This window comes from Treponema zioleckii (assembly GCF_014737315.1).
GTDB lineage: Bacteria > Spirochaetota > Spirochaetia > Treponematales > Treponemataceae > Treponema_D > Treponema_D zioleckii.
The window spans coordinates 1-14,770 of the sequence record NZ_JPUF01000081.1 but is presented as its reverse complement, the minus strand read 5'-3'; the positions used below and the strand labels follow the sequence as shown (position 1 = coordinate 14,770).

At 40.2% G+C, this 14,770-nt stretch carries 12 protein-coding genes; 1 reads left to right on the top strand and 11 read right to left on the bottom strand.

The window, feature by feature from the left end; genetic code table 11:
• From JI65_RS15300 to JI65_RS15285, 4 genes are all read right to left on the bottom strand, one after another.
• A partial coding sequence (locus JI65_RS15300) for a glycosyltransferase domain-containing protein (protein WP_191018032.1) occupies positions 1–1,271 on the bottom strand: 1,271 nt, incomplete at its 3' end.
• Between the two features lie 288 nt (positions 1,272–1,559).
• On the bottom strand, positions 1,560–2,633 hold the full coding sequence (locus JI65_RS15295; RefSeq protein ID WP_191018031.1) for a polysaccharide pyruvyl transferase family protein: 1,074 nt from the start codon (positions 2,631–2,633) through the stop codon (positions 1,560–1,562).
• 11 nt (positions 2,634–2,644) lie between these two features.
• Positions 2,645–3,736 carry a glycosyltransferase family 2 protein gene (locus JI65_RS15290; RefSeq protein WP_191018030.1) on the bottom strand — a complete coding sequence of 364 codons (1,092 nt, stop codon included), beginning with the start codon at positions 3,734–3,736 and terminating at the stop codon, positions 2,645–2,647.
• A gap of 66 nt (positions 3,737–3,802) precedes the next feature.
• Positions 3,803–4,900: a glycosyltransferase family 2 protein gene (locus tag JI65_RS15285; RefSeq protein ID WP_191018029.1), complete on the bottom strand. Its 1,098-nt coding sequence runs from the start codon at positions 4,898–4,900 to the stop codon at positions 3,803–3,805.
• A 114-nt stretch (positions 4,901–5,014) separates the two neighbouring features.
• Between JI65_RS15285 and JI65_RS15280 the strand changes: the two genes are divergently transcribed.
• A complete protein-coding gene (locus tag JI65_RS15280; protein WP_191018028.1) occupies positions 5,015–6,241 on the top strand; it encodes an ATP-binding protein in 1,227 nt (408 codons plus the stop codon).
• A 110-nt stretch (positions 6,242–6,351) separates the two neighbouring features.
• Here the strand turns inward: JI65_RS15280 and JI65_RS15275 are convergent, their stop codons facing one another.
• The 7 genes from JI65_RS15275 to rfbF form a co-directional block, all read right to left on the bottom strand.
• Entirely contained in the window at positions 6,352–7,239 is an 888-nt protein-coding gene (locus tag JI65_RS15275; protein ID WP_191018027.1) for an NAD-dependent epimerase/dehydratase family protein, read from the bottom strand.
• A gap of 133 nt (positions 7,240–7,372) precedes the next feature.
• Positions 7,373–8,440 carry a hypothetical protein gene (locus tag JI65_RS15270; RefSeq protein WP_191018026.1) on the bottom strand — a complete coding sequence of 356 codons (1,068 nt, stop codon included), beginning with the start codon at positions 8,438–8,440 and terminating at the stop codon, positions 7,373–7,375.
• A gap of 180 nt (positions 8,441–8,620) precedes the next feature.
• On the bottom strand, positions 8,621–10,471 hold the full coding sequence (locus JI65_RS15265; protein ID WP_191018025.1) for a thiamine pyrophosphate-binding protein: 1,851 nt from the start codon (positions 10,469–10,471) through the stop codon (positions 8,621–8,623).
• Between the two features lie 10 nt (positions 10,472–10,481).
• Positions 10,482–11,492 (bottom strand): glycosyltransferase family 2 protein, encoded by a 1,011-nt coding sequence (locus tag JI65_RS15260; RefSeq protein ID WP_191018024.1) that lies wholly within the window; start codon positions 11,490–11,492, stop codon positions 10,482–10,484.
• 5 nt (positions 11,493–11,497) lie between these two features.
• On the bottom strand, positions 11,498–12,826 hold the full coding sequence (gene rfbH / locus JI65_RS15255; RefSeq protein ID WP_191018023.1) for a lipopolysaccharide biosynthesis protein RfbH: 1,329 nt from the start codon (positions 12,824–12,826) through the stop codon (positions 11,498–11,500).
• Positions 12,827–12,906: 80 nt separating this feature from the next.
• A complete protein-coding gene (rfbG, locus tag JI65_RS15250; protein WP_191018022.1) occupies positions 12,907–13,962 on the bottom strand; it encodes a CDP-glucose 4,6-dehydratase in 1,056 nt (351 codons plus the stop codon).
• A partial coding sequence (gene rfbF, locus JI65_RS15245) for a glucose-1-phosphate cytidylyltransferase (RefSeq protein WP_340138454.1) occupies positions 13,963–14,770 on the bottom strand: 808 nt, incomplete at its 5' end. It lies immediately after the preceding gene.

Here is a 14,770-nt window from a genome sequence, read left to right as displayed (position 1 = left end):
ATATAAATTTCTTTTTTAGTGTGGTTGACGATGTAGAGTGCGAACTCTCCCTCCGCAGCATCGAAGAATGAAATCTTTACGTCAAAGCCAACATCATTTCTTGTAAGGTTAAAATTGTTCATTATGTCCTGCCGGTGAACTTTGTTTGTCTTGTAAAACTGACGGTTCGCTTTGAGGTATACATCAAAATCATCGCTCATGGCTATCCACCCCGCCCGTCTGTAGTAAGCGCAATATTGTTCCTGTGTCTCCACAGCAAATTCAAACTGCTTGTTACACACATCATAATTCTCAAATAAAAAGTCAGCCGGTTCAGAAAAAGCTGATTTTTGTCTGTGTATCGCATCAATTCTGAAAGAATTGACAAGCGGCCGAATATTTGGGATGGCAATGTCGAAAGGCTTTAGGCCATGTTTCCACAAAACATAAGAGAAAGAGAACTGGTCCCGCTTAGTGTAATTTTCGATAAAATACCACCAGTCCACCATCAGACTGATTATTTCTTTATCGTTATGTCTACGGAAAATCAGATTCGTTTCGTTCAGTCCGTAATTTTCTGGGAAATTTTCTTTATGAAGAAAAGCAATCATTCTGTCTGCATTTTCACGTGTTTCTTTTTTTAGGATATTCACACAATATTCGATATCCGCAAAAATAGATTCTCTCTCATAATGAATTGGAATAAGGATTTTGTTAGTTGCTTTCTTCTTTTCAATCAAATCAAAAATCCAATCATTTTTTATTGCGATATTTGCATCAATCCAAATGCTTTCCTCGTATTCTTCAAAAAGTACATGTGGATGCGTCTTGTGCCAGCGTGCGTTCTTCGTGTTGTCTAGTTTGCTGAACGCCAGCGGGCGAATCTGCCAAGCTCCAAAGTATTTCATTTTTAGTAGCTCTGCGCTGTCGGTAAAGCAGATATAATCCCAATCAAAATTAAGATACGAATGAAGCGGAAGTGTATCGTAATTTCCCGTAAGACAGGTGTACACGACTTTTTTATTTTGCCTCTTCTCCGCAAAATAGGAAGAATTTGTTCCGAAAGCAGTTAGGGCATCTTTGAGCTTCTCATTTATATCATCGGAGAACATGTATAAACTTCCCACATATGTAAAAAGCTGATGAATCCATTCTCCATATTGATTACGAGATTTTTGAAAATCTTCAATATTTTTTGAAAGACTAATAAGTTCATATTTCGACACAAACTCGTCATTCAGCAAGTTTTTTAGTTTGCGCCGAAGGTAGGATTTGATTTTTTGTTTTATCATAGATTTTTCCTTCGCAATTTTCTGATGGCACGTGCTAAGAGTGTTCTTTTTAGACGGTTGTAAATTTTCAAGAATCCGTCAAATTCACGAAGCTTGCTTTGAGTTTTCGTTTCCATTTCGATGAGAGAATTGATTTTATTTTGTAGCTCTTTATTTGATGATTCGATTTTTGAGATAATTTCTGTGTATTTTTGTGATTGATGGGTATAGAGAATTGGGAAGTAGTTTTCGGGAGAATTTTTGTAAAGTTCGATTCCTGTTTTACCCCCCCCATTATATGTATAGTGCTTATTTCAATATTGCAGTTCTTTTTATAAATGAAGAAAAACTTTCATAGAGAGATGGATAAGCATTATTTAATACTGAAATATCAATTTCATTGTAGAGTTTTACAAGGTCGCTTTCTGGATTCAAAGCTGGTAAATGCGGGATTTTCAGAAGTTCGCACATCTCTTTTGCTCTGGAATCGCCGTTGCAGCAGACGCTTACAATTCCACTGTTCAGAGAAAGTATGCAACCATGAACACGGTACCCAAGAGAAAAATCAAATTGACTAGCAAAGTTTTTCCATTCACCAATATCTGAAAAGATTCGATAGCGTTTTTTTATGTATTTGTCTATGAAAACTTCATTTGATGTAAAATTTTCGATAGAATCAAAAGCGATTGCCTTTACAATTTCTTTTTCCTGATGATCCTGACAGATTTGAAATGCTGTTCTATTAAGAGGTGACGGATAATTTGAAGTAAAGAATATTCTATCCTCGGTTATTGAGTTCTTCTTTTTTATTATACGATTTGCTCCTGTTTCAAAAAATGAAGGACAGCCGATTGGTGCAACATTCTTTATTCCGAGCTGATTCAGAACATCTGCCGTAAAATTGCCGCGTACTCCAAGTTCATTGCATCGGTGTGAAAGATAATGCAAGAATTCAATCAAATCTTCAGGAAGCTGCTTATGAAAATTTGAATCGAAACCTGTAAAACAGTTCGCGCCAAGTCCCGCAACAATCACTGGTTTATTTATTTTTTCCAATAGATTCTTTATTCCGTTATATGGCAGTTTGTAGCCGTAGCTTTCATGAATACGAATTTGATCCTGCAGAATCAAAAATACATGTGTGCAGTTGTGATTCACAAAATCAGAGACTTTTTCTGTTTTAGAAAAATCAAAATCGTAGATATTTTGAATATGAAAATCATCTTCTAACTTGCCGATTCCTAATTCTTTGAGCAAAGCCCATGTTATATAGGAATTACCGGTGTTTCCTGCCACAGCGTTGAAGAATGTATCGTAGTCGATGAGACTTGATTTGTTAGTGATGAGATTTGAATTGATGAAAAATGGGGTAAAGCTAAGCAATTTTAATTCTCCTATAAATGACTCAATTTTCGTCTATAATTTGGGAAAATCTTTTTTAGACATTTCTTTATGAAAATTTTTATTATTTTTTTGATACCTATATCCTGGACTGCTGGTAAATTTGCCAACGACTTGTATGCAATATATGAATTTTTATAGGTGTTTCTGAACTGCGCAATCGTATACCGCTCATCTTTACGATTTTTTTCGTCCTGAAAATAGTCATGAAGATATAGATATGCTGAAGCTTGCATTGTAATCACCGGCATTGACAACCAATGCTTTGCAAGTTCCAAACGAAGGTTTTCCAGTGATGACAAATCATTTCTGTTTAACAGATGTTGCAGGATAGGAACGTTTTCTGTAGAAAAGAAAATTCTTATAAAACTAAGATGTTCGAAAAATGATGCAGCTGTACATTTTTGTAGATTTGCTGATGACGAAATTTGCCCTGTATGAATTCGATATGAGACGAGTTTTTCTTTTATAAAACCAATGTTTTTATTGTTCAAAAGAAATTGAAGAAATATGCTCATATCGAACATCATTACAATTGTAAAATCTATCTTTACATTATCAAAGCATTCTTTTTTTATGAAGCAAGATGAAAACGGTAAATTAGATACCATATGATAATAATCAGCCAAAGCCATAAAATTCCAATCTTGAGCTTCTACAATGTGTTTTGTGCGTTCTTCGTAAAAGGAAGATGGCAATATTTTTCCTTTTTCATCTATGTAGTTCTCATCTGTGAAGCAAAAATCTATTTCTGGATTTTTCGTAAGATATTCCAGACATTTTTCAAGATATACCTCACTGAGTATGTCATCTGCACAAAAAAGCTTAAAATATTTGCCGCGAGCAACTTTAAGAAACTCATCAATAATCACGCCACCCCCTGCCCCCGCATTCACAGGCAAGTCTATATGCACAATACGGTCATCTGCAAATGAGTGCGCAATTTTACGGCTTGAATCGGTGCAGGCATGGTTTATGAGAACAAGTTCAAAATCAGCAAATGTCTGTTTTAAGACAGACTCTATAGATTCTTTCAAAAAATCCTCGTCGTTGTAGTATGGTATTAGAATTGAAATCTCAGGCATATCTCTTCTCCTCGACCACAAAACAAATTTTGCAAATATAGCGCGAGGAAGTACATGTCTGGAAAATTACACTATACTTTTGTCCCCCCCCCGATTGTTGTTAAAGTTCACTGAAAGCATATCTTTACTCCTTTTTAAAAATTTAAATAAATTCGGGCAATGCTTTTTTAATGCATTTTTTAGTTTTGTTTTTATACGTTTGTCTTCATAGACAAAAAATTCTTTTCGCTTATGTCCAATTTCATTTTCAAATTCGATGATTTTTTCATCGATTTGTTTTTTTGTTTCTTCAGCAACCACGTTCTTGATTTCCTCAAGGTAGTGCTCCCCTCCGTTTCGGACGTAATTTCTTATTTCTGCATTCAAAAAATCGCTTATTCCGTGCAAAAATATGCATTTTGAATTCAAAGCGATGCCCATCGCCTGCTTTCTTAGATTTTCATCATCAAGATAAGTTAGCACATTTGAGAACCCCAATGTCCATGTAGTATCATTCCGTCGTTTTAGAACATGTCTAGTTCCTCTTGTATACGAATAGTCGGCGTCATTTTTTTCCTCAAAAACGCCATTGTGCACGATTTCATTTTTTACAACATAAATAGACTTCTTTTTGTTCAACGCTTCAAGGCAAAGGATATCCTGCTGGAACATAGTAAATATTGAGTCGTACATATTCGTAAGAACTTCATCGTTAATTATGGATTTTTTGTAGATTCCAGCTGGCACAAAAGAGAGTTGTAATGGAAGATAAGGAACGACATCCTTTTGAGTGAATTCTTTTGGGAGCGCATAATTGCAAACACATATCACGTCAGTTCCTTTTGCAATTTGCTCCTCAACTTCATCCCAATGGGAAAAATCATAGTTGTCGTCATCGCACAAGACCCACACATAATCGGCGCTCTTTGTAAGAGAAGTTTCATACGCGCGGCAGATATTCGCGTTACCTCCAATGTTGCGGATATTGCGGACTACTTTGAGATTAGGATGCTCCTTTGCAAAGGAAACAAGGAATTCGGATGTTCCATCGGTTGAACAGTTGTCCAGGATGGTTATTTCAAATTCACGGACAGGTGAAGTCTCTGCAAATAAAGAATCCAGAGTTCTCTTTATAAACTTGAGCCGGTTGTAAGTTATGATTATGATGTCGATATTTTGCTTCATTTAGTGCTCCTAAATTTGTTTTCAATAATTTTTTCCATTAACACTTATATCCATCTTGACCTACATAAAGGCTTGAGTAAAATAAAGTCAGACTTTAGATTTCTCGGAGTTTTTATGTACATTAAACGAAACCTTGAACAGACATTTCTCGAAGCAAGTACTTACTATCCGGTTCTTGCTCTCTGCGGACAGAGACAGGTGGGTAAGTCAACCATGCTAAATGCAATTAAAGAAAACGACCGCAGATATGTAACTTTGGATGACCTTACAGCCCGCCGTCTTGCAAAAGATGACCCGGAATTGTTTTTTGAAACTTATGGAACAAAGCTCATAATTGATGAATTTCAGCGTGCTCCAGAACTTCTGCTTGAAATAAAAAAGATTGTTGATGCAAAAGCTCTTTCCGGTGAAGAAAATAACGGAATGTTTTGGCTTACAGGTTCTCAGCAGTTCAGAATGATGAAATCAATTTCTGAAACTCTTGCAGGTCGCGTCGGAATCTTTTCATTCTCCTCGTTTTCTCAAAGTGAACTTGAAGGTGTTTTTAGGCCGGCTTTTTCAACAGACCTTTCAGAATTAAAACAACGTTCCGCTCTCAAAAACCTAAATTCCGTTCATAGTGTTTTTGAAAGAATTTTTAAGGGCGGAATGCCAAAACTGAACACTTCAAGAATTCCGCGCGAGCGCTTTTATATGGACTATGTAAACACATATCTTGAACGTGATATCCACGACTTGGAACAGGTTGGTAAACTCAACGAATTCTATAACTTTCTTGTTTTCATGGCCGCGCGGACAGCACAAGAATTAAAATACGACGAAATTGCAAAAAATGTCGGAATATCATCTCCGACTGCAAAAGCATGGGTTTCGATTCTTGAACGTTCTGGTATCATATTCATTCTGCATCCATATTATGCGAACATTACAAACAGGCTTGTAAAAACGCCAAAAGTCTATTTTTTAGACACAGGTCTTGCAGCCTATCTCTGTAAATGGCCAAATGCCGAAACTTTAGAAAACGGTGCAATGAGCGGAGCGTTTTTTGAAAGCTTCGTGGTCTCCGAAATTGTAAAAAGCTACTACAATTCTGGAAAAGAACTGAACCTATATTATTACCGCGACATTGACAAAAAAGAAATTGATTTACTTACGGTTAGTGCTGAAGGAATATGCCCGATTGAGATTAAGAAAGCAAAAAATCCGTCCGATGCAGACAAGAATTTTCAAGTTCTTAAAAAATTCAATCTCCCCGTAAAGCCCGGCCTGATTCTTTGCATGTGCAATGAGCTAGTGCCGTATAACCGTGATGTATGGTTGTGCCCAATCAGCCTGATTTGATTGTTGTCAATCAGATAGATATAAATGTCAAAGAACAATCGAAGTGTTCCCTAAAAATGATTTTTCCGGACACTTCTAATATTAGATTCCGATAAAATTTAAGTTGGACTTTAGATTTCTCGGATAATCTTCTTAAACTCCACTTCCGCTTTCCATCCCGTATCCTTATTCAGTTCGCTCACATCTGCGACCAGATACATGGGCTGGTGCGGATAGTATTCTTTTTTTCCGAATCCGAGCGGAACATCAGGATTCACAATTCGCTGAATATCTTCCATATAGTTGGAAAGTTTTCTGCCGTTTCCGCTACCGAGCGGATAGAATTTTCCGTCAATTCCTTTTTCTGCTACGGCAAGAAAAGCTCTGGCAGCATCATCGCAATTAAGGTAATCCCAAATCTGTTCGCATTTTGTAAGTTCAGGTGAGCGACCGTTTTTAAGTTCTCGGATGCAGTATGAAATCAGAGTGTTCTCGCCGTCATTTTTGCCGTACACGCTCAAGATTCGCATCCAGTTAAAGCGGATTCCAAGCTGCTTGCACAAAAGAGAAGAAAGTTTTCCAGCCGTGTATTTAGCGATACCATACCCGCTTTCTGGATTTACCGGCAATTCTGGAGTAAGAGGCACTGTCTGAACACCATACTCCGCCTGGCTTCCAGCTCCTATAAAAACATTACACCCACATCGCTTTGCAAGTCGGACAGCAGCAAGAGTGTATTCAATATTCTTTAGCTGGCTGTCAACATCGTCCCGTCCGCCAACTGTCGTTTTGTTCCAGGCGAGGTGCATGAAGATGTCGTATTTTTCTTTAAGTTCAAGATTTTTGTATTCAGAAATATCCGCATCGATGATATGAACACGAGAATTCTGCGGAATATTTTTTATGCGAGAAGAATTTTTTCTGACGATGCAGGTTATGTCGTAATCCTGTCTGAGTGCCTCGCGCACGATTGCAGAGCCAATCATGCCTGTGGCTCCGGTGAGAATAAGTTTTTTCATCAAAAACAAAACTCCTTATAGAATCTGCCTGCGAGCCCCCCCGCTTTGGCAGAAATATTCAAAATTCAAGTTTTGTTCGATGACATTCCTATTTTTATATTATGCCTTTAGTAAAGAAGAAAAACTTATGCTTTTATCCGCAATAGTCTTTCACGTAGTCTACGAAGAATGGCAGTGAAAATGAGATGTATGACTGACGACTTTCAAGAATACCTTTCTTTAAAAGTCTGTCGCGGTACATTGAGTAGCTTCCTGCTTTTTCACCCATAAGAAGCAAAACTTCTTCCCTCTTGTATTCGTCTTTTTCTGTTAAAAGACGGACAAGAAAACGGTCTGCTTCGGTCAACTCTTCCCAAATTTTTTCGTAGGAATATGCAAATAGCTCAGATTTTAGATTCGGAATCAAATCTTCAAGAGTCTCATCTTCATGTTTCTTGAAATACAAAGAGCCAAGTTCCTGAAAAGCATAGGCGTATCCTTTTGTGAGTTTTGCCATTTGCCTCGCTTCTTCCAAATTAATCTTCAAAAGCCTACGGTACATTTCGCTCATTCTTACAAAATTGAGTTTCTCGGTTTTTATGGTTGTTGCGCGCCTAAAAAATGTCAGATTCTTTACGTTGCTCACTTCCATAATGTTTTCATAAAGGCCCGTACAGACAAGATAAACTGGATATGCGTTTCTTAGCCATTTTCCGTATTCGGAAGCGAACTGAATCATTTCCTTTGTTTTAGAAACTTCGTCAATTCCGATAAGGATTTTTTTTCCTTTCTTTTGGACAATCTTTAGCATTTCCTCAATTTCAACACCAATATCAAAAAAAAGGTTTTCGTTTTCTGAGGAAAGCGAGATTCCTCCGCCAGTTCCAAGAACATTCGCAGAGATGCTTACACTCTTTCCTTTTGAAGATTTTTTTCCATATCCTTCTTTCTGGAGCATAGCCGCAATCTGCCCTAGCAAATCTCTCGCAGGCGAAACATCAAAGACAATCCATCCGTTAGTGGCGAATTCATCTTTTTTCATCTCTTCTTCGATTTTTGCAAGAATTACGGTTTTGCCAGAGCCTCGCACACCTGTGATTTTGTATACAGACTCCGAAGGATTTTCATACATAAAATTCTCTAAGATTTCGTCAGTCTGTTCCGTAGAAACATACGAAAAACCTGGATTTTTGCTGAATGTTGTCGTAAACGGATTCTGCATTTTGTCCCCTTTATAGTTTTTATTTTTCTTTATAAGTCTTTATAACTGTTTATAGTTTTATAAGATTTTATAACTATTTATAGTTTTTAGCAATCTTTTAACACTAAGGTTGTGCTATAAAGGAGATTCGGAAGATAAAAAATAGAAATGTCAAAGAACACGCGGAATGCAGCTATAAGGCTATTCCATCATCTTTATAAACATATTCGCTGCCAATTCTTCACGCGGAAGAAATGGCGACAAATCCTCGAGTGGCGCGCTCACAATCGTTCCGTCGTCAAGTCTGCGAGCTGAGTTTTTCGGCTCAAAAATCTGCTCTTTCGAAACAAAAATTTCCAGAATGGCAAACGATTTTTCAGCCATTATTTTGGAAAACTCCGATTCAACCTCGTCATTTGAATGAGCTTCGTAATACGGAAGCCCGAATGCCGAAGCGATTTTTTTATAGTCCGGGAAGGACAGGTCATTGCTTTCTGGTCCGATTCCTACTTTGCAGTGGTTTGAGAACAGATTATTCTGCGTCTGCCTGATTGAGTGATATCCCTCGTTATTAATCAAAATGATTTTTACTGGCAAATTGTTCGTTACGATTGTCTGAAGTTCCTGCAAATTCATCATGATTGAGCCGTCGCCCTCAAGGCAGATTGTTGTTTTTCTGCTGTTTGCAACGCATGCGCCAATTGAAGCCGGCAAGCCGTAGCCCATGCTTGCGATTGCATTATTATTGAAGAATCTGGAACCGTTTTTGATAAACCAAGTCTGATGTCCTGCCACGCAGCAAGTTCCGTTGCTTGTTACCGTAACTGTGTTTTCCGGCAATGCACGGCTTATGATATCGAAAGCTGCATAAGCATTTGCGAATCCGTCATTCTCGTTTTTATGTCGCTCCAACACGACAGGATATTTTTTCTTCCAGTTCTGGCAGGCTAAAATCCACTCGGCTCCGCCGAAAACAGGCTTTGATTCATCTTTAAGAACCATGTTGATTTGCTCAAAGAAATCTTTTGCATCGGCATGAATCGGAAATTCAACATGAATCGTAGGCTTTTTAAGTTCCGCAGGGTCTATGTCAACCATGATGACTTCGGCCTCTCGTGCCCAAGTCTTAAAATTGTACCCGGTAACGCGGATTGGAAGACGGTTTCCCACGGCAAGAATCAAATCTGCATTTTGGACGGCAAAGTTTCCAGCGCGGTCGCCCATGTTTCCGCCGCGACCTACATAAAGCTGGTGCTCAGTCTCAATCAAGTCGATTGAATCCCAATAGGTGCAGACTGGAATGCCAAGTTTTTCGACAGCGTTTCTGAATTCCGAATAACCGCTAGAAAGACGAATGCCGTTTCCTGCGTAAAGAACAGGCCGCTTTGCTTTCTTTATTTTTTCGATTACTGTTTCAATAGTCTGTTTGTCGAGTTTTGAAGGAAGCTGCGCATCATCTTTTTTCTGTTCAGCAGCTCCGTCATAGCCTTCAAGCCCATCTGTCTCAATGACAGCTCCCTGAAAATTCACAGGGACATCAATCCAGACAGGGCCAGAACGTCCAGTAGTCGCAAGATGAAAAGCTTTTTCAAGAACAAAACGGATATTTTTAGGCTCTTCAAGCATGACCGCATATTTGCACATGCACGAAACAGATTTTGTGATGTCAAATTCTTGGTCGCCGACGGCACGGAGAGGATGTCCGTCTGTAAACTGCTCGTTGTAACGGGCAGTCGTGTCGTAGCGAACCTGACCAGAAAGCACGAACATCGGAATGGAATCAAGCCAACCGCCAACAACGCCAGTGATTGCGTTTGTTCCGCCAGGTCCAGTCGTTACGCAGAGAGCGGCCATTTTATTGTTAAGGCGAGCATAGGCTTCTGCAGCGATTGCACTGGCTTGCTCGTGATGATTGTAAGTACAATGCAAGCCTTCTTTATGGCCGAGTGCATCGTTCAAGTGCATTGCTCCGCCACCGACAACGGTAAAGCAGTCGGTGATTCCGTGTGAGACTAAAAAATCGGCTATGTAATCTGCTAATCGCTGTTTCATTCTAACTCCATCAATAAAATTTCAAATTATACTTTCGCTTAAAAGCGAGCAATTTTTTGCCAAACGAATTATTGCAAAGCAATTCTTTTGCTTTTATCACAAATTTTTTTTTCGCATTCCGAACAAAAAAGTCGATTCTAAAAAACGGATAATAAATCTCTTTGCGGTAGTCATGAAAAATCAAATTCATAAAATTCTTTTGATTTCCGACTTCCGCATTCAAGTTGTGCTTAACATTTCCAATCCAACCGCCAGCCAGCGTAAAAAGCATGTGTTTTCGAACTCTTGAAACTGTTTTTTTTGAAATTTTCCCAATTACCTTGTATTCTGAAAGCAGATTAGGAAAATTCTGAAAAAACACAGTGTAAAGCCCGTAAGTGTAATCGCGCTTCGCAACAGGAATCCATTCTATGAGTTTTTTTGTAACAATGACACTCTTTGAACGGGCAGAGGCACTTTTTAAGCCCTTATAGGATTGCCAAATTTTTTTTTCGCACCAGTCAAACTCTTTTTCAAGATTCGTACACTCATCTTCCCAAAATCCAAAGCCTGCGAGCCAAGTAAAATGATGGCTTGTATACAAAACCAGCTCGTCGACTCCCTTTACTTCAAACTTTTCTGGATTATTTATTTTTTTTGCTCCGAATTTTCCGTGAAGGAAAAACATGAGAGGTTTTGAATCTTTATACGTGTCAATCAACTCAAGCAAAAATCTTAAGCTGCCTGAAAGATGCAACATATTGTCGTTATAGAGTTTTCGATAAATTCCATTTGCCCGCATAAGAGCTGTCGGGAAATTCCTGTCGTGAATGTTCTCTTCGTTTCTAAAATAGACTATGTTCGGATATTTTTTCTGATATGACCTGCAAACCTCTTCTGTATTATCTGTTGAAGCATTGTCAGAAATCACGACTTCAATCTGAGCAAACTCAGGTTGTGAGACAAGAGATTCCAATGATTTTTCCAGGTACTCCGCACGATTGTATGTTGGAATACAGATACTAAGAAGAGGTTTTGTCATACCTTTTACACGCTCGCCTTAATCACGCTAATCATCCTATCAAGCATGGCATCCGTCATTCCAGGATAAACGCCAATCCAGAATGTGTTGTTCATGATTCTGTCTGTCTCGCTCAAATCTCCGATTACACGATAAGCGTCGGTTCCGCGAATCTGGTCGAAGCAAGGATGTCGGGTGAGGTTTCCTGCGAAAAGCGCGCGCGTCTGGATATTCTGTGCCTCGATTTTCTTTACAAGCTCGTTTCGGTTCACGCCGTCCTTGCAGGTGATACAGAATCCGAACCAACTCGGAGAAGAATTCTCCACTGGCTCCGGCAGAATCAATTTATCCTGAACGGACTTCAAACCGTCATAAATCCGTTTCCAGTTGTATTTTCTGCGCTCAACGAATGACGGGAATTTCTCAAGCTGCGCGCAACCAATCGCCGCCTGCATGTCGGTTGCCTTGAGGTTGTAGCCGAAGTGGCTGTATGTGTATTTGTGGTCGTAACCGAGAGGGAGAGTTCCGAACTGACGGTCAAAACGGTGCTTGCAGAGATTGTCCACGCCGCTTGGACAGATGCAGTCGCGACCCCAATCGCGGAACGAGCGGCTAATCTTGTGAAGCTTCGGATTTCTTGTGTATACGGCACCGCCTTCGCCCATAGTCATGTGGTGAGGAGGGTAGAAACTTGAAGTTCCGATGTCGCCGATTGTTCCTGTCTTATAAGTCTTTCCGTCAAGAGTATATTCTGAGCCGAGCGCATCGCAGTTGTCCTCGACGAGCCAGAGATTGTGTTTCTTGCAGAACTCGGTGACTGCCTTGAGGTCAAACGGATTTCCCAAGGTATGAGCAATCATCACGGCCTTTGTTTTTGGCGAAAGCGCCGACTCAAGCTGAGAAACATCGATGTTGTACTGTGGAACTTTCACGTCAACGAACACAGGAACCGCACCGTAGTTCAAAATCGGAGTTACGGTCGTAGGAAAACCGCAGGCAACGGTGATAACTTCATCGCCGCGTTTTATCTGTCGGTCGCCCAAAACTGGTGAGGTGAGAGTCATAAACGCAATCAGGTTCGCAGAAGAGCCTGAGTTCACGAGAGAAACAAACGGAGTTCCGAGGTATTCACCCATCTGCTTCTCGAACTGGTCTGTATATCGGCCACTCGTGAGCCAGAATTCAAGTGAAGAATCCACGAGGTTCACCATCTCTTTTTCATCAAATACACGGCTTGCGTAAGAAATGCGGTCGCCGTCCTTGTACTCAGGCTTTTTCATATATTTTGCGTAGTATTCTTTTACGCTTTCCAATATTTCTTTTGTAGCTTCGTCTTTTGATTTGTTCTCAAACATAATTTTCTCCAATTTTCATCATGCAAAACCCTTGTTCCGACATCTTGCTTATGGATTCTGAATCAAGTTCAGAATGACCGTCAAATTGCAAAGTATTCCTTTATCTGACTGTCAGTGATTTCAGCCGCAGGAGTTCCTGCTCGAATGTTTTTTTCCCATTCAACGATTTTCTCAACAGCGGTCTTGATTCCCCAGTGAGGCTTCCAGCCCAAAACCGACTTTGACTTCGAACAGTCGAGCTTAAGGAAGTTCGCTTCGTGGGGTGCATTCGCCTCGCTCACGTTCTTCCAGTTTGCTCCTTCGCCCCAAGAATCACAGAAAAGCGTTGCAAGTTCGCCTGTGGTCACGCAGCTCTCGTCATCGGGCCCAAAATTGTACGAACCTGCAAATGCCTTGTCCCCATATTGCTTTTGTGCAAGCAGAAGATATCCGCTCAAGCACTCAAGAACATGCTGGTAAGGTCGTGTAGAGTTTGGGTTTCGAAGAATTATTTCTTTTCCACTCTCAACGGCACGGATGCAGTCTGGTATGATTCGGTCTGTCGCATAATCGCCACCACCGATAACGTTTCCGCTGCGGGCGGTAGAAATCGCAGGAGAGTTTTCTTCGTTAAAGAAAGAATTCCTATAGCTGTATGTGACAAGTTCCGAGCAAGATTTGCTGTTTGAGTATGGGTCGAATCCGCAAAGTTCCTCATTCTCTCTGTAGCCCCATGCCCATTCACGGTTCAAGTAAACTTTGTCCGTCGTTACATTCACGAACGATTTTACGGAGTCGCACGCACGCACGGCTTCAAGAATGTTCACCGTGCCCATGACATTGCTTTCGTATGTGCCGACAGGGTCTTTGTAACTTGTTCGCACGATAGGCTGAGCCGCAAGATGAAGCACAATGTCAGGTTTCGTTTCTTTCATTGCATTTTTCAGTTTTTCGCCGTCACGGATATCGCCAATGATAGACTTAAGCTGAGTGGAAGTTTTTGATTGTTCAAAAAGACTTGGTTCTGTTGGTGGTTCAAGAGAGTAGCCTGTTACTTCCGCACCAGCAAGAATTAGAATGCGAGAGAGCCATGTTCCTTTAAAGCCGGTGTGTCCTGTAAGAAAAACTTTTTTATTTTTGTAGAATGACAAACCCATCTATTTTTTCTCCGTATCATTCATCCAGCTTTCCCAGAAAGCCCACGGAGCCTTATGCTCATGCCAGAGTTTTGTCAAATCCTGCTTATCTTTGAGCATATCCATCGGATGCCAGAATCCAGAATGTTTATAGGCATGGAGCTGTCCGTCTTTTGCAAGATGCTGCAACGGTGCTCGTTCCCACATCATATTGTCCGCATCCTCGCCTATGTAGTCCAAAGCTTTGTTCTCGCAAACGAAGAAACCACCGTTAATCCAGGCATCGCTCGGTTTTTCCTGAAACTGCGTTATCGTACCATCAGCCTGTATGTCAAGCGCACCAAAGCGACCCTCCGGCTGAACCGCCGTTAGAGTGACAAGTTTTCCCGATTTTGCATGTGAGTCGATTAATTTTTCGATGTTGACATCAGAAACCCCGTCACCATAAGTAAGCATGAACGGTTCGTTCCCAATATATTCCTTTGCTCTCTTTATTCTGCCAGCAGTGAGTGTCTCAAGTCCTGTGTAAAGCATTGTAACCCGCCACGGCTCGCTACGCATCTTGTGAATCTGAACATCGTTTCCAGACAAATCAATTGTCATGTCCGAATAGCGTGAATAATAATTGAGAAAATAATCCTTAATGACGTGTCCCTTATAGCCAGTGAGCACGATAAAATCGTTATAGCCGAAATGTGAATAGATTTTCATAATGTGCCAAAGAATCGGATAACCACCTATTTCAACCATTGGCTTAGGGATGCGCTGAGTTTCCTCCCCCAAACGGGTTCCCATTCCACCGGCCAGAATTAAAGTCTGCACAATAGCC